Source organism: Pseudemcibacter sp., assembly GCF_965661635.1.
GTDB lineage: Bacteria > Pseudomonadota > Alphaproteobacteria > Sphingomonadales > Emcibacteraceae > Pseudemcibacter.
On sequence record NZ_CBFIEP010000170.1, the window covers coordinates 1 to 23,799 of the forward strand.

Below are 23,799 nucleotides of genomic sequence, written 5' to 3' on the forward strand. Positions count from 1 at the left end.
AACGTGAAGTAGCGCGCTTGGCTTCCATTGAAGGACGTCAGGGAAGGGTTGAAAACCTGACTGTCGCCTCTATGTTGGTTTCCTTTATTCCGCGAAATATTTTTCAAAGCCTCTCTGGCGCTGCGGGGCCAATGTCAATTATTTCTGTTGTTGTCTTTTCCATTTTATTTGGGATAGCAGCATTAAAAGCAATGAAAGAACATCCAGAACATAAAGACGCCTTTAACAAGGGAATAGATGTTCTTCAAACGATTGTTATGAAGCTTGTGCAAATGGTGATGTCCTTTACCCCATATGGTGTTATGGCTTTGATGAGCAAGCTGCTGAATGATAACTTATTTATATGAGATATGGCGGCGTGCTTAGTAATGGGCACGTCGTTTTTTTATGAACGATATTGAACAATTATCATCCCGAATTCGTGCATGTACAATATGCAATGATTTTTTACCCCTTGGTCCTCGTCCGGTCATTCAAGTGAGCGCTAATGCGAAAATTTTAATTGTTGGTCAAGCGCCTGGTATTAAGGTTCATGAAACAGGCATTCCTTTTAATGATCCAAGTGGTGACCGTCTGCGCGAATGGATGGGTATAAATAAAAAAGTTTTTTATAATGCTGATAAGGTTGCAATTATACCAATGGGGTTTTGTTATCCAGGCACAGGAAAATCTGGGGACCTACCACCAAGACCAGAATGCGCGACCGAATGGCGGGATAAATTACTCTCTAAAATGACTAAGGTTGCGTTAACATTAATGATAGGTAATTAGGCCATCAATTGGCATTTAAAAAATCAAAAGAAAAAGACGCTAACAGAAACGGTCAAGTCAAATAAAGATTATGGTGTACATATAATGGTCTTGCCTCATCCGAGTCCCAGAAACAATATATGGCTTAAGAAAAACCCCTGGTTTGAAGTGGATATCCTCCCTGAATTAAGGTGTAAGGTAGGAAAATTACTGATCTGATATAAAAAGTCGTTGAATTGACTAACTTTCCTTTGACAGAGGGGGGCAAGAAAGATTAAATCCAAGTATATTTAAATCGGGGCGTAAGTGCACCCAAATCTTTACAAAAAAGGAAAATAGAAATGCTATTCAGTGGTTTGGCCCCAATGGGTGATGATCCAATTTTGCTGGTCTCAAAAATGTTTCGTGAATGCGATAACCCGAACAAAGTTGATCTTGGTGTTGGCATTTATAAGGATGCTGAAGGGCACACTGCTATTTTAAATAGTGTTAAAAAAGCTGAAAAATATTTGGTCGAAAATCAGGAAACAAAAACATATCTTTCTCCCGCAGGAAACCCTGATTTTAATTCTTTAGTTCAAGAAATGATGCTTGGGAATGATCATGTAGCTGTAGAAGAAAACCGCGTTTCCACTTTTCAGACACCAGGCGGTACTGGCGGTGTGCGTATTGGACTTGAGTTCGTTAAAAAATGTAATCCAAATGCCAACGTTTGGATTTCTGCGCCGACTTGGCCGAACCATACAGCCATAACAAAATCGCTGGGCTTAACACCAAAAGACTATCGTTATTATGATATTAAGGGCGGTGAGTTTCTTTATGACGGAATGTTGGAAGATTTGGGTAGTGCTGAAAAAGGCGATGTGGTCATTTTGCATGGGTGTTGTCATAACGCTTCTGGCGCTGATCTCAGTCATGAACAATGGAATGAGCTTGCTGACTTAATGAGAGAACGCGGACTTATTCCCTTTGTTGATTTTGCTTATCAAGGGTTTGGTGATGGTATAGGAGAAGACAGTTATGCAGCAAAATTGATGGCAGAGAAATTACCTGAGGCCTTGATTGCAAGTTCGTGTTCGAAAAACTTTGCGATGTATAGGGACCGCGCTGGTGCCATTACATTGGTTTCTTCTTCATCAGATATACATAATACCAACGCATCACATTTACTTGGTGCGGTTCGGGCCAACTATTCAATGCCACCTGATCATGGTGCTGCGGTTGCAGCATATATCCTTGGCAATGCTGAACTAAAGTCTGAGTGGATCGCAGAAGTGGATAGCATGAGAAATCGTGTTAAAAAAATGCGCACTCTTTTTGTTGAGTTAATGAATGAAAAAGCCCCAAATAGTGGCTTTGGTTATATTGCCGAGCAAAAAGGCATGTTCTCTTATTTAACTTTAACATCTGATCAAATACAGACGTTGATTAATGAATATTATATTTTCTTCATGGGTAATGGGCGTGTAAATATGGCAGGCCTAACGGAAGATAACATTGGTTATGTGACAGACGCGATAGCGTCCTTATTTAGTTCATAGGTCAAATGAAAAAATGGTCTGACATATTGCCGAATGGGCGTCCTTTCATTAAAATGCAGGGGTTAAGAAATCATTTTGTGATATTCGATGGACGTGAAACCTCTTTTAGTCCGAGTATGGATGAAATTATTTCTATATGTGACCCCTGTGTTGGCGTGGGAGCAGAGCAGTTGTTGGTCATAGAGCCAGTGACTAAAGCCGGTGTTCGTGCTTATGCGCGCGTTCGCATTTATAATCCTGATGGCCCTGAAGTGGAAGCATGTGGCAATGCGACAAGGTGCGTCGCTAAATTATTATTTGATGAATCGGGCCTTGATGAATTTGGTTTAGAAATTAATTTTGAAATACTTCACTGTCAAAGAGTAGGTGAAAATATTAGTGTAGAAATGGGTAAAATTTCTATGGAATGGGATAAAATTCCCCTTGCCCATGAATGTGATTCACTGCATGTGGATATCAGCGATAATGGTGTAAGTGATGGTGTTGCGGTGAATGTTGCAAACCCACATTTGGTATATTTTGTTGATGATTTTAATGCGGTAGATCTGGCGTCTGTGGGTGAAAGTATTCAATCAAATGAATTGTTGCCTGAATCTGCTAATGTGGGGTTGGCGGAAATTTTAGATCATGAGAATATTAAGTTTCAAGTCTATGAAAGGCCGGGCGTTTTAACCCAAGCGTGTGGAAGCGGTTCTTGTGCTGTCGTTGCGGCCGCATTTAAGAGGGGTCTTATTCCGGTTGCCACTGCTAATGTTCATATGCCGGGTGGCACTTTAACGATATCTTACAAGGATGAAATTACTCCTGTAATGACAGGTCCGGCAGAATATTGTTATAGTGGGTTTTTGAAAATTTAAAGGGAATAAGATGAAAAGTTGGATAGTGATATTGATAGCAGGATTAATTGCATCATGTTCTTCTGAAAATACAATTGATGAAAAACAAAAAGCCGTCGATCAAATTTTCGCTGATTTTCAAAATGGTATGCCTGGTGCGGCCGTAATGGTGATCGAAGATGGTGAAATTATTTTGCAAAAAGGCTATGGCTTGGCTCGTGTCTCTGACCAAACGCCGGTCACTGATGATACAAATTTTCGATTGGCTTCTGTCACGAAACAGTTTACTGCGATGACCATTTTACAACTTATTGAACGTGGCCAACTGTCTTTTGAGACTTCATTGACGGATATCTTTCCTGATTTACCTGAATATGGTCAAGTAATTACAATTAGGCATATGCTGCAACATTCATCCGGTATCAAGGATTATGGACCAATGTCATCAATGGACCTTGGACGGCAATTTAATGACCAAGATGTAGTAGATTATCTTATGACATTGGATGATGTTGATTTTAAAGTAGGCGAGAAGCATGTTTATAGCAATTCAGCGTATGTGACTTTCACCAAAATTCATGAGAAAATCACAGGTCAACCTTGGCATGAGTACGTTAAAGAGAATATTTTTGATCCTATCGGTATGTCAAATTCACTTGCCTTCGTTGATGGCGTAAATGCGGTGTCAAAACGTGCTTATGGTCACACGGTAGAAGATAATGGTAATATTTTAGAAACAGACCAGAATAAATGGAGCGCAATGCTCGGGGATGGTGGTATTTATTCTAATTTAAATGATTTCTACAAATGGGATCAGGCGCTTTATAGGGATCAGCTTTTAAGCCAGAATATGATGGATGCCATGTTTACTAACCAGAAAACCAATGACGGCATACCAATGAATTATGGATACGGTTGGCGACTAGAGACATATAAAGGTATGGAAATTCATTACCATACGGGGAGCTCTATTGGATTTAGAAATATTTATTACCGAATTCCGTCTAAGAATTTTTCAATAGTGATTTTTAGAAATCGTGATGAAGGAAGCGAATTCAGCAGTCTCGAATATGCTCATAAAATGGTAGACGTATTCTTTAACTAGCCTATAGACCAGAGTAGTTCACCACCCGCGCGAAACGGCACACACTCTTCGTCGCCAAAAGGAAAGACTTCTGGAATGGGTACTTTTTTACGAGTGAGAGTTATTTTTTCACGATTTCTAGGAAGACCGTAAAAATCAGGCCCGTTAAAACTGGCGAATTTTTCTAGTTTATCTAGGGCTTCTGCTTTATCAAAAATTTCAGCGTATAATTCAATTCCACCGTGGGAAGTATAAATGCCGGCGCATCCACAGGCGTTTTCTTTGGTGTGTTTGGTATGCGGTGCACTGTCGGTTCCTAAAAAGAATTTTTTATTGCCGCTAGTAGCAGCCTTGATAAGGGCTTTGCGGTGGGTTTCTCGTTTTAAAACGGGCAAACAATAATGATGAGGGCGAATACCGCCTTGGAAGAGCGCGTTACGATTTAATAACATATGATGAGCCGTAATTGTTGCGCCAACATTTGGGCCTGATTTTTCAACTAATTTAACAGCATCGGCCGTGGTAATATGTTCGAAAACCACTTTAAGCTCGGGAAAATTTTTGATGATTCCTTCCAGGAATTGTTCAATAAATACTCTTTCTCGGTCAAAAATATCTACGTTAGGATCTGTGACTTCACCGTGCACAAGAAGTGGAATTCCTTCTTCTGCCATGGCTTCCAGAACATCATAACAGGCAACAATATCGCTTACACCTTTTGAAGAATTGGTTGTTGCCCCAGCGGGATACCATTTAACAGCGTGGACAAATCCGCTTTCACGTGCCTTTTTAATTTCAGATGCATTGGTTCGATTGGTTAAATATAAAGTCATTAACGGATCGAATGTTAGTTTATGAATGGCCGGAAGAGCATCAATGATACGGTCACGATATTCTGAGGCTAGTTTTACGGTGGTGACAGGCTCCACAAGGTTTGGCATCATGATTGCGCGCGTAAAACGGTCCGCAGTATGTGGCAGTACTGAACTTAGAAATTTATGATCACGAACATGTAAATGCCAGTCGTCAGGCCTTGTGATAATAAGTTTATTGCTTGCGGTCATAATGGATCCCTAATTTTTAAAAAGCAGGGTTTATTTAGCATACTTTTTTGCAACAGGTAAGATGATCTTTTCCATATAATTATTTAAATAATTATTGATTTGAGAAGGGCCTGATCCTGCAGTGCTGATATTGACTGTTGACACAATAACCAGTTCTTCTTTTTCCAGAATAATCATATCCGATGTAAACCCGAGAATTTCACTGTGATATTTTTCGAATCCATTTTTAGAAATTTTTGGTAGGTAATCTAATGAATTCAGATTGAAAAAATTGCCCTTTTTTATTGCTATATGAAATAAAGCTAAATCTCGGGGTGTTGTAATGATGCTTCCGGCCGCCCCTTCAGACGAAAGGCTGCTATTGGATGTTTCGATTAAATTGCCATCATCTACAAAGCTAAATTTAGCATTAATGCCGATATTCGAAATAAATTCATTTGTTCCATGATGGTAACTTCCAACTAAGCTTCCGTCCGGTGGAGTTTCATAGCTATCCATATATGTTTCATTAAGATTTTCAGGAATAAGCAGGCGTGTTCTAATTTCATCTTCAAGAAGACCGCCACTTATTTTTTCTATTATAAGACTAAGGAGGGTTGCATTGGTTTTCGAATAAGCATAGTAGCTTCCCGGTACTCCCATGGTAATATTTTTACTATTAATTGCATATTTAAGCGGCTCATCTTTTCGCCACACGTATTTAGGATTGAATTGGATACCTCTTGCGCGTCTTTGCCAATCATTATCTTGTTCATAAGAATTGAGCGTGCTCGTTTGATTGATCAGCTGTCTTACAGTTACTTTATTAAAATTTTCGAGGGTTGCAAATTGATCATCTAAAATCTCAGAAATTTTTGCATTTGGGTCGAGCAACCCTTCTTCGATAAGCTGAATGGCAGTAACAGCGACATAGAAACTGGATAAATCCCCAACGCCAAATAGGTGGCCTTGTGAAACAGTTTGACGTTCTTCCAGTTTTGAATATCCTGCGGCACCGGACCAAATTAAGCCTTTTTTCCCGGCGACTGCGACAGAAATACCCGGAATTGCCGTAGTGGAGACAATCTGTTCAATTGCAGAACGCATTTCTTTATTAATCACTTCATTCTCTTGCGCCTGCGAAAGCGTTGTGAATGAGATTAAAATAAAAAGAGCAAAATATTTTTGCATAAGATTAACGTTCCTGATTCCCATTCGCATCCCAAATTTCAACATCACCGATATTAAGATCTCGGATATCTTGTTCGATTTTTTCGAGGTCGCCAACAATAACCCAAATCATGGCATCTGGCTTCAAATTTTCTTGTGCGGTTTTTTGAAGAATTTCCGGCGTTAGAGAATTATACTTCTCAGCTAGGGTCTCCGCATAATTATAGGGGCGGCCATAATGTTCATTACTCATGATATAACCAATTAAATTTCTGTTGGTTGCAAATCGGCCGGGAAGCGGTAAGGTTCTTCCTTTAACCATTAGATCTAACTCCTGATCACTGGGGGGGCGACTTTGTTTATAGTCTCTTATTTCTTTGATGATTTCATTCATTGCAGCGGCGGTTTTATCGGTTTGAACGGACGTGTTTATCCTGAAAGAACGCTGACGGATTGCCTGGCTTACATAGCTTCCTGCGCCATATGACCAGCCTTTATCTTCGCGTAAATTCATATTAATACGAGATGTGAACTCCCCCCCCAATATGCTGTTCATTGCATTGATATTAAAGGCATTTTTATCTGTTGAGGGTGATACTAAATGTGCTGCTTGAATTATGGATTGGACGGCGCCGGGGCGATCAACGAGAATGATACGTGTTTTATCAATATTATCAGCATCGGTGAGTGCTTTAATACCTTTTTCACGATCAGGGTTTTGCCAGTCACCAAAAGCTCTATTTAATTCTTCTTTAATTTCTTCAATTGTTGTATCGCCTACAATATAAATTTTTGCATTATCTGGACGGATCCAAGTTTGATGAAAATTTTCAAGATCTGACAACGTGATTGATTTTACGGCCTCTTCTTTTTCCAAAATTGTTTTGCCACTATACACATGGTCAGGACCATACAAAACGGTTGAAAGTAAATTTTGCGCAATACTCTCAGGACTCATTTTAGCATTTTCAAGATTTGCGAGAGTTAACGCTCTATCTCTTTCGATATCTTCTGGACGAAATCCTGGATTTCTTACAACATCTGCCCAAAGCTCGATGGAAGATCTCAAATTCTTCTTTAATGCAGAAAGACTAATATTTGAGCTATCTAATCCATTACTAAATCCAATACGAGCACCAAGCATCGTCTTTTGATCATCATATTCGAGGGATTTTAAACTGCTCGTCCCTTCATTCATATTACCAAATGTAAAGTCGGAAAGGCCTGGTTTTGTTGAATGATCAGTAACATTACCAGCGTCAAAGCGGATGGCTAGGTTGACCGTTGGTACACTATGGCGTTCTGTAAGTGTGATTTTAATACCATTATCAAGGACTGCATGTTGTAAAGGGGGTAGTTTAATTTCTGCTTCAGTGGTTAAGTTCGGCATTTGACTTCGGTCAGCACTGCTTCCTTCTGTGCTATACCGGCCATAAGGAACAAGGTCGAGCCTTAAGAATCCTTTTGATAACCATTGTTGACTGACATTTTTGATGTCTTTCGCAGAAACGTCACTTTGCCAATTTTGTTTTTCGTGAATGAAGCCCGGATTATTCGCGTATATTGCGCCGCTTGCTAGTAAGGATGCTTTACTAGAAATACTTTCCATCGCACGTATTAAACTATTATCAATGATGACTTTTACGCGATTTAATTCTTTTTTAGTTGGGCCTTTTTCAATAAATTCACTAAGCATTTCTTCAACAATAGCGGCGATTTCATCGGGGTCTTCACCATATTTAAGTTCAGCGGAAATCATAAACATTCCGGATAGTTCGCCCGGTACAATAGAGGCGGATGCGCTATTGACGCGTTGTTCATTATGGACAAGCCTTTCATAAAGACGGCTATTACGACCACCACCAAAAATTCTAGCTGCAACTTCAAGCTCTGCATATTCTTTGGTTGTTCTGCCGGGTATTGCCCAAGACCAAGTAAGGTATGTTTGTGGAACATGGTCTTCCATTATTTCATAACGGTTGTCATTATGAACAGGGACCCATGATTTACGATGACTCATAGGAGGGCCTGCGGGAATATCACCAAAGTATTTATTCATCAAAGGTTTAGATTGTTCAGCATTAATATCGCCGCTTAGAACGACAAAAGCATTATTAGGCCCATAATAACTGTTAAACCAATCTCTAACATCATCGAGTGACGCGTTATCAAGATCTTCCATCGATCCGATTACGGAATGATGATAAGGGTGCCCTTTGGGATATACGCCTTCATATATATTGAAGTATAGTTTTCCACCGGGACGATTTTCGCCTTCGCGTTTTTCATTTTTTACGACATCGCGTTGTTCAGTTAGTTTATCTTCTGAAATTGCCCCGAGCAAATGACCCATTCGGTCCGATTCCATCCATAGAATGCGATCTAACCCTCCTTTAGGAACGGTTTGGTAATAATTTGTTCTATCTCTTGAAGTTGTTCCGTTTATTCCACTGGCACCAATTTCTTGTAATGGCTTAAAAAAATCATCGTCATAATTTTCACTACCATTAAACATTAAATGTTCAAATAAATGAGCAAAGCCGCTTTTGCCTTCTGGTTCATCTTTTGACCCTACATGATACCAGACGTTTACATTAATAATGGGTGCTTTTCGGTCCTCGTGAACAATAACGCGTAATCCATTTTTAAGGGTATATTGTTCATATTCAATCTTAGATCTATTATCAGCATATGCGGAAGATGCAATAATAAGAAATATCAATAACGATAAGGCGGACTTCATTAAAAACTCCAAATGTTTTTTGTTTTTCGTATCATAAGCATTTTATGATAATAAACGAATAAATATTTTGTGACTATATAAGGTTTTTCGAGTGATAAAAATAACAAACAGTAAATTCTTAAATGAAGATGATATTGATATCCGTTTTATCAGGGCTTCTGGACCAGGTGGTCAGCATGTTAATAAAGTAGAAAGTGCGGTTCAAATCAAATTCGATGCTAAAAATTGTGAATTTATTGATGATGAAATGTATAAAAGATTGCGCCAATTATGTGGATCAAAAATGACTGCTGATGGAATAATTGTTATTACTTCAAGCGAGACGAGATCGCAAACAAGAAACCGCGATGACGTTATTGAGCGCTTGGTTCAGATCTTAAAACAAAGCGCGATTAAACCAAAACTAAGAAAGAAAACAAAACCTTCACTCGCGTCTAAGAAACGTCGTTTAGAAAGTAAGAAGAGGACTTCTACATTAAAAAAAACGCGGAGTAATAAAATTATCGATTGAAGAAAGGACCACTTATTTAGAAGGCGTACTTTTCTCGGGGGTATCGTTGCCAGTCCATTTTGGCATCGTGACATGATTATCTGCTGTAACACCTGCGCGATTTAGTACGATGGGAACCGTAGATAATAGAATCTTTAAATCCAGCATAAAGCTGCAATGATCAACATACCAGACGTCCAATGTAAACTTTTGGTTCCAGCTTAAAGAGTTGCGGCCCGTTATTTGTGCCCAACCGCTTATACCAGGGCGAACTTCATGTCGGCGCATTTGTTCGGCAGTATAACGTGAAGCATATTCAGCGATGAATGGTCTTGGACCAATAAGGCTCATATCACCTATGACGACATTCCATAATTGAGGTAATTCATCGATGCTCCAGTCACGAAGAAGTTTTCCGAAGCGGGTTAAGCGAAATTCATCATCTTTGAGTGCACCGTTTTCATCAATGCAATTTGTCATGCTTCGGAATTTCCAAATTTTGAAAGTTTCACCATTATAGCCAAGACGATCTTGTGTAAAGAAAATAGGGCTTCCCATTTTCAAACGAATTAGAACAATAACCATTAATAAGACAGGCGATAACAATAGCAACATGATAAGTGCACCGAAAAAATCGATGATACGTTTCCACGAATTTCTATAGTTCATTTTATACATTTTTCCCCATGGCCTCATTGCTATAAGCGTTCTACACTTTAAATAATGGAGATTACCATACAGTCCTTAAATTAATGTAACATTAATAAAACAAGTTTTTTTAATAATATTAGTCATTATTTCAATCATATAGCTTTAAATACTCTAATTTACATTAATAAATTAGCTCTAAACCCTTATTATTGATTGATTTATTAAATCTAAAAATTTCTGTTTTCCATAAAGAGCAATAAATGATCCCATACGTGGACCTTCTTTTTGACCCAGTAAGATTTCATATAATGCGCCAAACCATTCACGAAGATTTTCATATTTTTTTTCTTTGCCTACAGAGAAAACTGCGGTTTGAAATTCATTTGCTTCCGCGTCTTCAGGAATTTTCTCTATTTCCGCTTTTAGTAATTCTAAAGCTTCAATTTCAAAAGGCGTAGCAGTACGATATTTCTTATTTGGCTTAACGAAATTCTCATAATAAACAAGCGCATAACCAACCAATTGATCTAAAAGTGGATATTCTTCAGGTGTCGCTCCTTTGGAATAATTACTAATAAAGCCCCACAGGGTCTCTTTATTTTCTGCATTACTGGCACTAACTAGATTTAAGAGTAGTGCAAAAGTAACCGGCACTTTTTCTTCTGGCGGATTATCACCATGAATGTGCCAAATCGGGCTTGCATATTTTTGTTTACCTTCAAGTGCGGGATATTTACTTAGATGGTTTAAATATTCGTCTACTGTTTTAGGTATGACATCAAAATATAATTTTTTGGCTTTTCTCGGTGATTGATACATATAAAGAGAAAGGCTTTCTTGAGTGCCGTACTGAAGCCACTCTTCCATAGAGATGCCATTTCCTTTTGATTTGGAAATTTTTGACCCTTTTTCATCTAAGAAAAGTTCATAGCTTAAGCCCTCTGGTGGTGTATCCCCAAGAATACGGGTAATAGCAGAGGAAAGTTTTACGCTTTCACTTAAATCTTTGCCAGCCATCTCATAATCAACACCAAGACCGCTCCAACGCATGGCCCAGTCTGCTTTCCACTGCATTTTACAATGTCCACCGGTAACAGGTACTTCTACTGTTTCGTTCGTTTCTTCATCAATATAGCTTACTGTTCCTTTTTCAAGGTTTCTATCAACCATTGGAACTTGTAAAACGATGCCAGTACGCGGACAAATAGGCAAAAACGGACTATAAGTTTTACGTCTTTCTTCGCCAAGGGTTGGTAAAATCACATTCATGATTTTTTCATAGGCATTAAGCATTTTAAGAAGGGTATCATCCATGTCGCCGCTTTTATAAGCATCAGTGGCGCTGATAAATTCATAATCAAAGCCAAATCCGTCTAAGAAATTGATCAGTCTGGCGTTGTTATGGTGTGCGAAACTTTCGTGGGTACCAAACGGATCCGGCACTTTGGTTAGCGGCATGCCAATATATTTTCCTAGCATTTCTTGATTAGGCAAATTATCAGGCACTTTTCTAAGTCCATCCATGTCATCTGAAAAACAAATAATTTTGGTTTTTTTCCCGGTTAAAAGCTCAAACGCATTGCGCACCATTGTGGTTCTGGCCACCTCACCGAATGTTCCAATGTGGGGTAAACCAGACGGGCCATAACCGGTTTCGAAAACAATAACATCTTTATCCTTACCGGAACGCTCTAATCGTTTGATTAATTTCTCAGCTTCCTGGAACGGCCAAGCATTGCTTTGCATCGCCAATTCTCTTATTTCCGGTGTTGAAGACATTCTATTCACTTTCAGTTAAAAATTGATATTAAAAATATCCTATAATTCTAGGCTTCATAAGGGTTTATCGGCATAAGGTCAACAGCTCATTCTGTTGATTAATCATATTATCATAGATTTTTGCTTTTCGTAATGATGGGGGGTGGTTATAGTCATGTTAAACCTTAAATTGATAAGCCTTTTATGACAAGTTCACTGTTACATTTCCCAGATCCATTTAAAGCACTTGCTAAGCTTTCTGCGCTTGTCGTTGGACCAATTGGCGGTGTTATAATGACGCCTGACGGCGAAGTCGAAGTTTACACCCACGATGAATTAAGAAATATTGTAAAAAATCATGACTTTTTGGTCTGTAATCTTCCTGTTGTTAGCAGAAGACTAGCAACTGATCTTAGTCGATGCTTTGATGTACTAGAGCTTTTTGCATTTGTTCGTCCTGCTGAATTTTGTTTGCCCTTACCCCTTGGGCTTTCTAAAGCACTTAAAATGCCGTTTCCATGTATTGAACAAGAGGAAGAAGCGCTTGTGCTAATCAAAAGCGCTGAGCAATTAATAATAGAATTGAGTGAAGTCGATTATCAATATCCAGAAGGCGTTAAAGCCATTGGGTATAATATGGCAGAAGCCGGATGGAGATGGGGACCTCTCGTTATGGGAGCATTAGGCAATGCCGAAAGACACGATGGATATCAAGTATGGAACCACTTATCAGAATGGGAAGAGAAAGCACCGCCACCGCCACCCGGTCAGGAAAATATTCTAAAAGAAGAAGCGCGAAAAAGATTAACTGATTTGTTGGGATTAAAAGCGGAGAAAAGAGTAGGGCAATTCCTTTATGCGGAATGTGCCCGTCATGCTTTTGATATGCCGCATGATGAAGAACCATCTTTAGTTTTATCTGAAGCTGGAACGGGGATAGGAAAAACTTTAGGATATATTGCGCCGTCGAGCTTATGGGCAGAAAAAAACGGCGGCACAGTATGGTTATCGACTTATACTAAAAACTTACAGCGTCAACTTGATCAGGAGATGGATCGTCTTTATCCAAATCCCGCGCTTAAAAATCAAAAGGTAGTTGTGCGAAAGGGTAGGGAAAATTACCTTTGTCTTTTAAATTTACAGGAAATTTCCGGTCAGGCCGCTCAAAGTCAAGGAAAAATATTAATTGGTCTTGTGAAAAGATGGGTGCGTTATAGCCGTGACGGCGATATGATTGGGGGTGATTTTCCGGCTTGGCTTGGTGAAACATTTGGTGTTGGGCGATTATCTCAATTAACGGACCGCCGTGGAGAATGCGTTTATGCTGCCTGTAGCCATTATAAAAAATGTTTTATTGAAAAAGCTCAACGAAAGGCCAAATACGCCAATCTCGTGATCGCAAATCATGCGCTTGTTATGGTGCAAAGTGCAACAAGACAAGGCGAGGCCGATCTACCTAACAGATATGTGTTTGACGAGGGGCATCACATATTTGATGCGGCGGATAATGTTTTTTCATCGCACCTCACCGGACAGGAAGGACTTGAGCTGAGAAGGTGGATAAGAGGCGCTGAAATTAAAAATAGACGCGGTAAGGGCTTAAAAGGTCGTTTAGATGATTTGGTGGCTGACGAAGAAGAAGCAGGGCAATTTATGGCCAGAGTTTATGCGGCAGCTATTTGTCTGCCGGCCGATGGTTGGCATACGCGGATTGCTGAAGGAAACCCAATTGGTCCCGCAGAAAAATTTTTATGGTTGATTAGAGCTCATATTTATTCAGTTTCATCAGGACGTGATGAGTTTCATTCGATTGAAACTTATACGACCAACCCATCAGAAGAGTTGGTTGAGGCTGCTCAGAATTTAAGAAAAGCTCTTGATGAGCTTGTTGGCCCTTTAAAAAGATTATCAGCATTGCTTCTTAAAAAACTAGATATGGAGGCCGATGAATTAGACAGTGCAACGAGAAACCGATTAGAAAGCATTTCCCGCAGCATTTCCCGCAGAGCCGAAATATTATCAGATGGCTGGGCGCCGATGCTTGGTGCGTTTTTAGATGATTTGCCAGCGGATACAAATTTTGTTGATTGGTTTGAGTTAAGTAGAAAATCAGGTCGTGAAGTCGATGTCGGTATGTATCGTCATTGGATTGACCCAAGCATCCCCTTTTCCAATATTGTTCTTAAACCGTCACATGGTGCTTTGATAACGTCGGCGACGTTGCGTGATAAATTATCGGATAATCAAAATCCGGATATTGAATGGAATAGCGCAGAAATTAGAACAGGCGCGGCGCATTTTATTAATCCGCCAATGCGCCATAGTCTTAAATCACCCTTTGATTATGAAAAACAAGCGCGTGTTTTTATCATTAATGATCTTAATATTCGAAATATTGATCATCTGGCGGCGGCATATCGTGAATTATTTGTTGCATCAAACGGTGGTGCTTTAGGACTATTTACGGCCATTGGTAGATTGAAGCAGGTATATGAACGTTTACTTGCCCCATTAGAAGAGGAACATATTCCTGTTTTTGCTCAACATGTTGATCCAATAAATGTAGCAACATTAATAGATATTTTTAGAACAGTGGAACATAGCTGTTTACTGGGTACGGATGCAGTGCGTGACGGCGTTGATGTGCCAGGCCCCTCCTTAAGGTTATGTGTTTTTGATAAAGTGCCTTGGCCGCGACCGACAATATTACATAAAGCGAGGCGAGATCATTTTGGCAAAGGGACGTATGATGATCTTTTAACACGCTTAAGAATGAAGCAAGCTTTTGGGCGTTTGATTCGTAAAAATACCGATAAAGGTGTGTTTGTGATGTTGGATGGTGCAACGCCCAGCAGGCTTTTAAGTTGTTTTCCTGAAAATGTTTCTGTTGAACGCATTGGACTTGCAGAAACTATTAAAAATGTGAAAGAATTCTTGGCATAGGACATATAATTTGCCAAAGATAGTAATAATAAAAAGCAAAAAATTTAAAAACAATAAGAGATAAAGGAAGTTTATAATGGAAACCAAAGCAGCAGTTGCCTTTAAAGCTGGAGCGCCCTTAAGTATTGAAACTGTAAATCTTGATGGGCCCCGTGCAGGTGAAGTGCTCGTGGAGATGAAAGCAACGGGTGTTTGTCATACGGATGCGTTCACGTTATCTGGCGATGATCCGGAAGGTGCATTTCCAGCTATCTTAGGCCATGAAGGCGCCGGCGTGGTCGTGGAAATTGGCGAAGGTGTTACATCCGTTGAAGTTGGCGATCATGTAATTCCGCTTTATACACCAGAATGCCGCGAATGTGATTATTGTTTACATCCGAAAACCAATCTGTGCCAAAAAATCAGAGAAACACAAGGTTCTGGTTTAATGCCGGATGGAACAAGTCGTTTTAGTATCAATGGTGAACCGATCCTTCATTATATGGGGTGCTCAACATTTTCAAATTATTCAGTTATGCCGGAAATTGCGGTGGCAAAAGTTCGCAAAGATGCTGATTTCGAGAAAATTTGTTATATTGGCTGTGGGGTGACAACTGGTGTAGGCGCCGTTGTTTTTGATGCTAAAGTTGAACCCGGCTCAAATGTGGTGGTTTTTGGCCTTGGTGGTATTGGACTTAACGTAATTCAAGGCGCACGAATGGTCGGTGCCAATAAAATAATAGGAATTGATATTAATAACAGTCGTGTTGATATTGCTAAACAATTTGGCATGACTGATTTTATCAACCCAACAGAATGCGACGATCTAATGGAAGCTATTCTTGATCTTACCAATGGTGGCGCAGATTATAGTTTTGAATGTATTGGTAATGTTAATACCATGCGTCAAGCATTAGAATGCTGCCATAAAGGATGGGGTGAGAGCATTATTATCGGTGTTGCCGGCGCTGGCCAAGAAATTTCGACGCGACCATTCCAGCTAGTTACAGGACGCGTTTGGCGTGGCTCTGCTTTTGGTGGTGCTCGCGGACGTACTGACGTACCCAAGATTGTTGATTGGTATATGGACGGGAAAATCAATATTGATGATTTGATCACGCACACGATGCCCCTTGAAGATATCAATAATGCGTTTGACTTAATGCATGAAGGTAAATCGATTAGAAGTGTGGTTGTTTACTAAAATGGACGTTAAATCAAATCACAAATGCTTTGGTGGCGAAGTTCGATATTATAGCCATCAAGCAAATAGCACGAAATGCGAAATGAATTTCAGCATCTTTATTCCACCACAAGCGGAGAAAAGTAAATGTCCTGCGCTTTTTTATCTGGCTGGTTTAACGTGTACTGAAGACAACTTTACCACTAAGGCGGGCGCTTATCAGTTGGCCGCTGAACTGGGCATGATCCTTATTGCGCCAGACACTTCGCCCAGAGGTAATGCCGTACCAGATGAAGAGGGATGGGATTTTGCAAAAGGAGCGGGATTTTATGTTGATGCTACCGAAGCGCCATGGGACATAAATTATAATATGTATAGTTATATAAGTGATGAATTATATAATTTAATCTTAGACAACTTTGAAGTTGATGCTAAACGTGTTGGTATTTTTGGCCATTCAATGGGTGGGCACGGTGCTTTAACAATCTATCTAAAGAATAAAGAGAGGTTTCGCTCTGTTTCTGCCTTTGCGCCAATTGTAAACCCTATGAATTGTCCATGGGGTCATAAGGCGCTTGGCAATTATATTGGTGATGACCGTAAGGATTGGGCCAACTATGACGCATGTGACTTAGTTAGAAAGGATCAATATGCGTCTGAAAATCCAGAAATACTTATAGATCAAGGGCTTTCTGATCCCTTTCTAGAAAGCCAACTTATGCCAGAAAACTTTGAGAAAGCTTGCGCAGATGTCCATCAAAAAGTGAACATTAGACGTCATGAAGGCTATGATCATGGGTATTTTTTCATATACACTTTTGTCGATGATCATCTAAAACATCACGCAGCGATATTATAATGGAAGCAAACATGGTAAATACTGATAAAGCCGTTGAAGTTATTAACCAGTATATAGATATACCAGGTGGCCTACTTGAATGTTTGCACGGAATTCAGTCAGTATTTGGATTTGTACCTAAAGAAACGATCGATGATATCGCGGATGGATTTAATATTTCCAGAGCAGAAGTGCACGGTGTCATAAGTTATTACCATGATTTCAAAACATCTCCCCGTGGAAAAAAAGTCGTGCGCATTTGTCAGGCGGAAGCGTGTCAGTCAATGGGATCACGTGATTTAACCAGACGAGTTGAGGAAATACTTGGGGTAAAAATTGACGAAACTCGTGTAGACGGCGCTGTTTCGCTTGAGACGGTATATTGTTTTGGCAATTGTGCGCTATCCCCAAATGTAGAAATTGATGGCAAACTTCATGCGCGAGTGACTTCAGACAACTTTGAGAAGTTGGTTAAAGGAGAAGAGGCGTGACTGTAACAGTATATGTTCCTCGTGATACAGCATCTATCAGTATGGGTGCGGATGATGTGGCGAAGGCTATTTCTGACTTGCCAGAAGATATTAAAGTTGTCCGAAATGGAACATGGGGAATGACATATCTTGAGCCACTCATAGAAGTTGAAACGGACAAAGGACGCGTGGCATATGGTCCTGTGACGGTACAGGATATAGAGAGTTTACATCAAGCCGACTTTTTAAAGGGAGGCCGTCATGTTTTATGTCAGGGCTTGACGCAAGAAATTGAGTATTTGAAAAATCAGGAACGCCTCACTTTCGAGCGATGCGGGTTAATTGATCCCCTTTCAATAGACGACTATCTGGAAAATGACGGGTTTCTGGGCCTTCAGCGTGCTTTAAAGTTGTCTGAGAAAGAAATTATCGATGACGTCATGACGTCAGGGTTGCGCGGACGGGGCGGCGCTGCCTTTCCAACAGGGATCAAGTGGAACACAGTTTATGAGGCACAAAGCGATCAAAAATATATTTGCTGTAATGCCGATGAAGGGGACAGCGGGACTTTTTCAGATCGTATTTTAATGGAAAGTGACCCCTTTTGTCTTATCGAAGGGATGATTATTGCTGGCTTGGCTGTTGGTGCGACCAAAGGGTATATTTACTTGAGGAGCGAGTATCCTTTATGTAAAGTCGTCTTAAATGATGCCATCAAAATCGCAGAAGAACATAATTATCTTGGTTTTGATATTTTAGGGAGCGGTTCTGACTTCTTTCTTGAAGTTAGAATTGGAGCGGGTTCTTATGTTTGCGGTGAAGAAACAGCCATGCTTGAAAGCTTGGAAGGGAAACGTGGTATGGTGCGAGCAAAGCCACCACTTCCTGCGCATGTCGGTTTATTTGGAAAGCCTACGGTCATTAATAATGTTTTGACGCTGGCAAGTATCCCTATCATCATGTCTAAAGGTGGCGATTATTACAAAGATTTCGGAATTGGACGATCTCGTGGTACAATTGCTTTTCAATTAACGGGAAATGTCAAGTGTGGCGGCTTAGTGGAAAAAGCATTTGGAATAACACTTGGTGAAATGATTAATGAATTTGGGCAAGGTACTTATTCTGGTAAAAATGTGAAAGCCGTTCAAGTTGGCGGACCATTAGGTGCATACATTCCACCACAAGAGTTCGATTTATCGCTTGATTATGAAGCCTTTTCAGAGGCTGACGCGGTTTTGGGGCATGGTGGCATAGTTGTCTTTGACGAAACGGCTGATATGAAAGAACAAGCTAAATTTGCCTTTGATTTTTGTGTAATCGAAAGCTGCGGAAAATGTACGCCATGCCGAATTGGATCAACTAGGGGGTCTGAGTTGATTGATAAAGGCAACTTTGAATTAATGAGAGAACTTTGTGATTTAATGGATAGTTCATCATTATGCGCAATGGGTGGCATGACACCAATTCCGGTAAAAAGTGCATTAAAACATTGGGAAAATGATTTCAAAGATTAGAATTTGAGAAAAGCTATGACTTACGAACATGACATTGATTACGGCACGCCGGCGAAAAAAACGGATAAGGCAGTTACTGTAGAGATCGATGGCAGAACCATTACGGTTCCGGAAGGAACCTCTGTAATGAGGGCCGCACGTGAAGGCGGGGTTGATATTCCAAGTCTTTGTGCGACAGACAGTATTAAAGAATATGGTTCATGCCGTTTATGTTTGATTGAAGTTGATGGCGTAAGAGGCACACCAGCATCTTGTACCACGCCCGTTTCAGAAGGAATGTCGGTTAAGACAACTTCGGATCGATTAACGCAGCTTCGCCGAGGTATAATGGAATTATACATATCAGATCATCCAGATGATGATAGTCCTCTTCATGATATGGCACGTCTCGTGGGGCTTGAAGGAAATCGATACGGCAAAGATGGACATAATCATCTCAAAACCATTATTGATGATAGTAATCCCTATTTTAGTTTTGACCCGGCAAAATGTATATTATGCGCTCGTTGCGTACGTGCTTGTGAGGAAGTTCAAGGTACTTTTGCATTAACAATAGATGGCCGTGGATTTGATAGTAAAATTGCCGCTGGTACGGATCAGGACTTTTTATCATCGGATTGTGTATCCTGTGGTGCCTGTGTTCAGGCATGCCCGACGGACAGCTTATTTGAAAAACGTGCAATGGAAATGGGTAAACCAGAGAAAACAGTGATTACAACCTGTGCCTATTGTGGTGTTGGTTGTGGTTTTAAAGCAGAAGTGAAAAATGATGAAGTCGTTAGTATGATGCCGTGGAAAGAGGGTCAGGCTAATCAAGGGCATTCTTGTGTTAAAGGGCGATTTGCATGGGATTATGCTATTCATGAAGACCGTATTTTAAATCCCATGATCCGCGAAAATATTACGGATCCATGGCAAAAAGTTGGCTGGGACGAAGCGATTGATTTTGCAGCCAAACGTTTAATGGATATTCAGAAAGAACATGGACGTAAATCAATTGGCGGCATAACGTCATCACGCTGCACAAACGAAGAAGTTTTTGTTGTACAAAAACTCATACGGGCTGGATTTAAAAATAATAATGTGGATACCTGTGCGCGTGTTTGTCATTCACCAACAGGATATGGACTTCGCGAAACGTTAGGCACGTCGGCAGGTACACAAACATTTGACAGTGTTATGGATACGGATGTGATGATGGTTATTGGCGCTAACCCGCCGGATGCACACCCCGTATTTGCGAGCCAAATGAAAAGACGACTTCGTGAAGGAGCGAAATTAATTGTTATTGATCCACGTAAAACGGGTCTCGTTAAATCACCGCATGTGAAAGCAGACTTCCATCTTCCGCTTCAGCCGGGTACCAATGTGGCCATGATCAATGCCATTGCACACACGGTCATGACTGAAGGGTTGATGAATCAAGATTATATTAATGAGCGCTGTGATACCGATGCTTTTAATGATTGGCTCGATTTTATTATTCAACCGCAAAACAGCCCAGAAGTTGTTAGTGAATATACTGGAGTAAATGCCGAAGATATCAGAGAAGCAGCCAGGCTTTATGCTACGGGTGGTAATGCGGCCATTTATTATGGTCTCGGAGTGACAGAGCATTCACAAGGATCCACCATGGTGATTGGCATGGCGAACCTTGCAATGGCAACTGGTAATATTGGAAGATTGGGTGTGGGGGTGAATCCGTTACGGGGGCAAAACAATGTACAAGGTTCATGCGATATGGGATCATTCCCCCATGAGTTTCCAGGCTATCGTCCCGTTGGTAATGACGAAGCGCGCGGAGAGTTTGAAGAAGAGTGGGGTGTGGATCTTGATCCTGTTCCTGGTTACCGAATACCGAACATGTTTGATGCAGCGGTCGATGGGAAATATAAAGCCATGTATATTCAAGGCGAAGATGTTGCCCAATCAGACCCAAACACCCATCATGTCGAAGCGGCGATGAATGCTCTGGATCTATTAATCGTGCAGGACTTATTTCTTAATGAAACGGCACGTTTTGCGCATGTATTCTTCCCTGGCACATCCTTTTTAGAGAAAAACGGCACATTCACAAACGCAGAACGCCGAATTAGTCGCGTACGTAAAGTCATGGAACCCGTTCAAGGCATGGACGAATGGGAAATCACATGCCGTCTTGGACGTGCCATGGGATATGATATGCATTATAATAATGCCTCAGAAATTATGGATGAGATTGCACGATTAACGCCGACTTTTAGAAATGTGAGTTTTGATTTATTGGATGAAAAGGGATCAGTACAATGGCCATGCAATGAAAAAGCGCCAGAAGGGACGCCAATTATGCATATTGATGGTTTTGTGCGGGGAAAAGGCAATTTTATATTAACGGAATATGTGCCGACCACTGAGCGTTCAACGCGTAAATTCCCACTTATTCTAACCACTGGACGGATATTAAGCCAATATAACGTCGGGGCGCAGACAAGGCGCACAAAAAATAATGTATGGCATGATAAAGACGTTCTGGATATTCATCCTCACGATGCTGAAAACAGAGGTATCGTTGATGGTGATATGGTTATGATACAAAGTCGCATGGGTGAAACGGTGCTCGAAGCGAGAATAACCGAAAATATGCAGCCGGGTGTTGTTTATACCACATTCCATATGCCAGAATCGGGTGCGAATATAATTACGACGGATAATAGTGATTGGGCGACGTCGTGCCCTGAATATAAAGTGACTGCAGTTGAAGTGCGTCAAACAAATAGAAAATCAGATTGGCAGGAAGAGTTTGATGATTTCTCCGAAAGTACACGCCACATCGCGGAATAAAGCGTAGTGGAATTCTATGTCGTAGAAGCGATCCTCGGTGCCATGATGTTTGGCATTGGTGGTGTCTTTTTCAAATGGAATGCCCATCATAAAGGCGATGAAGATTGGTTCTTTTCTGGTCTTTATTTGGTTGGCTCTCTTTGTTTCTTTATAAATGCCTTTTCCACATTACCAACCGATGATTATCTAATTTATATTATAATGGCGGCGCTTATTGGTCTTGGTTCGGCGGGTGGTAACTATGCTTTTTCAATAGGATTGAAACACGGACCAGCTGGGCTATCTTCTTCATTTGCTAAATCCAACATTATCATCGTCATTCTATTATCCTCGCTTTATTATGGCGAAAAAATTGGCATTCTAGAAAGCGCAGGGATATTTCTCATTCTTTTGGCTATGTTGGTTGTAAACATGAAAATGAAAGGCAAACAAAGAAGTGTATCGCGTATTTGGTTTTTACTTATGCTTTCTTGTATGTTTCTGCTTTCCTTTAGAAACGGGGGATTAAAAATTGCCGAAGAATTACAGATTTCAAGCTCAGCGGTATTAGCTCTCGCATATTTTTATTGTGCTGTTTATTTTTTCTCGCGTGTCTTTATGAAAAGAAATCGCTCGTGGCCTAGCGAAAAGTCAAAATCGCATATCTTTTTAATTGGGGGTATTACCGGAACCGTTTCATTCGCCGGATTATATTTTTATGCTGCGGCGCTTAATAAAGGGCCAGGCAGCATTGTTGTCACGTTATTTTCCTTAGACATGATTTTTATTTTGATATTATCATATCTAATTTTTGGTGAGAGGTTGAACCGAAATCAGAAATTGGGCTTTATACTTTCTGCAACTGGGTTTTTACTAATTGGGTTACAATAGATGACCGGAACGCTTCTTTTTGGTTTTTAAATAAAGATCATTATGATTATTTGAGGGGAATTTATGAGCGACACGTTCAGAAACAATAATATCGCAATTTTCTAGTCCCGTTACCTTATCAGGATTATTGGTCAGAAGCCTTACTTTTCCATAGCCCATTTGTTTAAGCATTTCCGCGGCGGGTTCGAAAATACGCTCATCTGATAAAAACCCTAACCGTTCGTTGGCATCAACTGTATCAAACCCCTGATCTTGTAAATGATAGGCCCGTAATTTATTGATTAGGCCAATGCCTCTTCCCTCTTGAGCTAGATAAAGAAGGATGCCGCCACCCTCTTCATTCATATATTTAATGGCGCCACGCATCTGTTCACCACAATCGCATTTTAAAGATCCAAGAAGATCCCCTGTAAAGCATTCTGAATGAATTCGTGTTAGAACGGGAGCTTCACGTATTGGGTCCCCGACAATAATAGCGAAATGTTCTGTACCACCGTCATCCGGGCGAAACGCAACCATGGTTGTTTGCTCCGCCCCTTCAAGTGGTACTTTTGCTGATGTCACAATATTAAGTGATAAGGCATCATTGACCGTATAATTCAGGACTTCGTCAACGGTTACAGAAAGAATATCATTTTGTTCAATAAGGTGTTCAGGGTTTTCAAGGACAACTGAAAAAACCGCTGCGGGAAGAAGCCGGGCAATTTTGCACATTTTAATACCCGCATCATGAATGGCGGTGGGATTATTTTCGGTTACGACAAATGGTCCTCGCATTATTTGCATTAAATCATCTGCGGGGTCCGCCATTGAGGAAATAACGCCGCTATTCATATGAGCACTAATTTTAACCAGTGCTACATCACCGGAGCGCGGTGATATTTTTAAGATATTCGCTCGATTATATGTTAATCCAACAAGGGGATCTTCATTAGAAAGAGCTTTAAGTTGTTTAATTTTCTGGTCTACAATAAGCTCGGCTGAAGTTACAAGATGCGCTTTTTTGCCGTCGGTCACAACAATTATACCCCCGCGACGCAGGTCGCCAGCGGCTCTTTCCACTGAGGTAAGATTTTGATTGATCACGGAATTGTTATTCACTTTGAGCCTAAACAT

Annotated in this window: 18 protein-coding genes and 1 pseudogene; 13 read left to right on the top strand and 6 right to left on the bottom strand. The window is 40.4% G+C overall.

The window, feature by feature from the left end; all coding sequences use genetic code 11:
• From ACTF6W_RS11240 to ACTF6W_RS11260, 5 genes and pseudogenes are all read left to right on the top strand, one after another.
• A partial coding sequence (locus ACTF6W_RS11240) for a cation:dicarboxylate symporter family transporter (RefSeq protein WP_438994638.1) occupies window positions 1-347 on the top strand: 347 nt, incomplete at its 5' end.
• A gap of 40 nt (window positions 348-387) precedes the next feature.
• Window positions 388-969: pseudogene (locus tag ACTF6W_RS11245) on the top strand (uracil-DNA glycosylase family protein).
• A gap of 122 nt (window positions 970-1,091) precedes the next feature.
• Entirely contained in the window at window positions 1,092-2,291 is a 1,200-nt protein-coding gene (locus ACTF6W_RS11250; RefSeq protein ID WP_438994639.1) for an amino acid aminotransferase, read from the top strand.
• 5 nt (window positions 2,292-2,296) lie between these two features.
• Window positions 2,297-3,148 (top strand): diaminopimelate epimerase, encoded by an 852-nt coding sequence (gene dapF, locus ACTF6W_RS11255; protein WP_438994640.1) that lies wholly within the window; start codon window positions 2,297-2,299, stop codon window positions 3,146-3,148.
• 10 nt (window positions 3,149-3,158) lie between these two features.
• Window positions 3,159-4,232 (top strand): serine hydrolase domain-containing protein, encoded by a 1,074-nt coding sequence (locus ACTF6W_RS11260; RefSeq protein WP_438994641.1) that lies wholly within the window; start codon window positions 3,159-3,161, stop codon window positions 4,230-4,232.
• On the opposite strand, the gene pyrC is transcribed toward ACTF6W_RS11260, so the two are convergent.
• The 3 genes from pyrC to ACTF6W_RS11275 are packed head-to-tail and all read right to left on the bottom strand — an operon-like array spanning window position 4,229 to window position 9,167.
• Complete coding sequence (gene pyrC / locus ACTF6W_RS11265) at window positions 4,229-5,275, bottom strand: dihydroorotase (protein WP_438994642.1); 1,047 nt, start codon at window positions 5,273-5,275, stop codon at window positions 4,229-4,231. The two genes, ACTF6W_RS11260 and pyrC, sit on opposite strands and share 4 nt — an antisense overlap.
• Before the next feature lie 30 nt (window positions 5,276-5,305).
• Window positions 5,306-6,445 (bottom strand): serine hydrolase domain-containing protein, encoded by a 1,140-nt coding sequence (locus tag ACTF6W_RS11270; protein WP_438994643.1) that lies wholly within the window; start codon window positions 6,443-6,445, stop codon window positions 5,306-5,308.
• A 4-nt stretch (window positions 6,446-6,449) separates the two neighbouring features.
• Entirely contained in the window at window positions 6,450-9,167 is a 2,718-nt protein-coding gene (locus ACTF6W_RS11275; RefSeq protein ID WP_438994644.1) for a M16 family metallopeptidase, read from the bottom strand.
• A 91-nt stretch (window positions 9,168-9,258) separates the two neighbouring features.
• Between ACTF6W_RS11275 and arfB the strand changes: the two genes are divergently transcribed.
• A complete protein-coding gene (gene arfB / locus ACTF6W_RS11280) occupies window positions 9,259-9,678 on the top strand; it encodes an alternative ribosome rescue aminoacyl-tRNA hydrolase ArfB (RefSeq protein WP_438994645.1) in 420 nt (139 codons plus the stop codon).
• Between the two features lie 12 nt (window positions 9,679-9,690).
• On the opposite strand, the gene ACTF6W_RS11285 is transcribed toward arfB, so the two are convergent.
• On the bottom strand, window positions 9,691-10,326 hold the full coding sequence (locus ACTF6W_RS11285) for a sugar transferase (protein ID WP_438994646.1): 636 nt from the start codon (window positions 10,324-10,326) through the stop codon (window positions 9,691-9,693).
• Between the two features lie 177 nt (window positions 10,327-10,503).
• Complete coding sequence (locus ACTF6W_RS11290) at window positions 10,504-12,087, bottom strand: lysine--tRNA ligase (protein ID WP_438994647.1); 1,584 nt, start codon at window positions 12,085-12,087, stop codon at window positions 10,504-10,506.
• A 183-nt stretch (window positions 12,088-12,270) separates the two neighbouring features.
• On the opposite strand from ACTF6W_RS11290, the gene ACTF6W_RS11295 reads away from it, so the two are divergent.
• The 7 genes from ACTF6W_RS11295 (at window position 12,271) to ACTF6W_RS11325 (ending at window position 22,683) form a co-directional block, all read left to right on the top strand.
• Entirely contained in the window at window positions 12,271-15,009 is a 2,739-nt protein-coding gene (locus tag ACTF6W_RS11295) for an ATP-dependent DNA helicase (RefSeq protein ID WP_438994648.1), read from the top strand.
• A 76-nt stretch (window positions 15,010-15,085) separates the two neighbouring features.
• Complete coding sequence (locus ACTF6W_RS11300) at window positions 15,086-16,192, top strand: S-(hydroxymethyl)glutathione dehydrogenase/class III alcohol dehydrogenase (RefSeq protein WP_438994649.1); 1,107 nt, start codon at window positions 15,086-15,088, stop codon at window positions 16,190-16,192.
• Between the two features lies 1 nt (window position 16,193).
• Window positions 16,194-17,030, top strand: a complete 837-nt coding sequence (gene fghA / locus ACTF6W_RS11305; RefSeq protein ID WP_438994650.1) for an S-formylglutathione hydrolase — start codon at window positions 16,194-16,196, stop codon at window positions 17,028-17,030.
• 11 nt (window positions 17,031-17,041) lie between these two features.
• Window positions 17,042-17,500, top strand: coding sequence for an NAD(P)H-dependent oxidoreductase subunit E (locus tag ACTF6W_RS11310; protein ID WP_438994651.1), 459 nt, complete (start codon window positions 17,042-17,044; stop codon window positions 17,498-17,500).
• Window positions 17,501-17,541: 41 nt separating this feature from the next.
• On the top strand, window positions 17,542-18,993 hold the full coding sequence (locus ACTF6W_RS11315) for a formate dehydrogenase beta subunit (protein WP_438994668.1): 1,452 nt from the start codon (window positions 17,542-17,544) through the stop codon (window positions 18,991-18,993).
• A gap of 15 nt (window positions 18,994-19,008) precedes the next feature.
• A complete protein-coding gene (fdhF, locus tag ACTF6W_RS11320; protein WP_438994652.1) occupies window positions 19,009-21,813 on the top strand; it encodes a formate dehydrogenase subunit alpha in 2,805 nt (934 codons plus the stop codon).
• Between the two features lie 6 nt (window positions 21,814-21,819).
• Complete coding sequence (locus ACTF6W_RS11325) at window positions 21,820-22,683, top strand: DMT family transporter (protein WP_438994653.1); 864 nt, start codon at window positions 21,820-21,822, stop codon at window positions 22,681-22,683.
• Here ACTF6W_RS11325 and ribA read toward each other — a convergent pair.
• Window positions 22,675-23,784, bottom strand: coding sequence for a GTP cyclohydrolase II (ribA, locus tag ACTF6W_RS11330; protein ID WP_438994654.1), 1,110 nt, complete (start codon window positions 23,782-23,784; stop codon window positions 22,675-22,677). The two genes, ACTF6W_RS11325 and ribA, sit on opposite strands and share 9 nt — an antisense overlap.
• Between the last annotated feature and the right edge of the window lie 15 nt (window positions 23,785-23,799).